The sequence below is a fragment of the Neoroseomonas rubea genome (assembly GCF_016106015.1).
In the GTDB taxonomy this organism is placed as follows: Bacteria; Pseudomonadota; Alphaproteobacteria; order Acetobacterales; family Acetobacteraceae; genus Neoroseomonas; species Neoroseomonas rubea.
This window is the reverse complement of sequence record NZ_JACADQ010000764.1, coordinates 1-544: the sequence shown is the minus strand read 5'-3', so window position 1 is coordinate 544 and position 544 is coordinate 1. Positions and strand designations below refer to the sequence as shown.

The following is a 544-nucleotide window of genomic DNA, read 5'->3' as shown; positions in this document are numbered from 1 at the left end:
CTGGTGTGACCGGAGTCTCAGACGTGCGCTCTTCCGATCTGCCCGCAGCGGCGCTGCTGGCCGGGCCGCTGCTGGCGCGACACCTGCCGGGGCAGGTGGGGCCCTGGCTCGGCCCTGTGCTGGCTGCGCTGCCAGTGCTCGGGCTCCTCCTCCTGCTGCGATAGGGCGAGATCCGCTCGGCCGCTTCCGCCGGATCGGATCCCCTTCTGCGTAAATCGTTGATTCTAGGTCGCTATCCGGCCGCGCGGATGCAGCGTGATCGGATCGTGCTGTCGTGCGCGACCGGGAAGGGCGGGGCGCCCGCTCACTCGCAATTTCGCGCGTTTTGCCCTGCACAGCGGCAGCGATTCGGCGCTAAGGAACGGAAAACACATACGGTTCGTTCGAATGCGGCGCATCGCGCTTACCGGCCTTGGCGGGGTTGTCCTGCTGCTGGCCGCCCTTTTCGCCCTGCGGTTCCTGGACGGCGCGCCGCGCCCGCCGGCGCGCGCGCCTTCGCCCGCGGCGGGAACCGCGCCGGCCTAGATCCGAAGAGTACACGATC

The 544-nt window shown here is 69.7% G+C and carries 2 protein-coding genes; one reads left to right on the top strand and one right to left on the bottom strand.

Annotated elements, in window-relative coordinates:
- The first annotated feature begins 23 nt into the window (after positions 1-23).
- Positions 24-164 carry a hypothetical protein gene (locus HW577_RS26295; protein WP_198378999.1) on the top strand — a complete coding sequence of 47 codons (141 nt, stop codon included), beginning with the start codon at positions 24-26 and terminating at the stop codon, positions 162-164.
- A gap of 190 nt (positions 165-354) precedes the next feature.
- On the opposite strand, the gene HW577_RS26810 is transcribed toward HW577_RS26295, so the two are convergent.
- Positions 355-544, bottom strand: a 190-nt coding sequence (locus HW577_RS26810) for a hypothetical protein (protein ID WP_232475259.1), incomplete at its 5' end; no start/stop codon positions are given.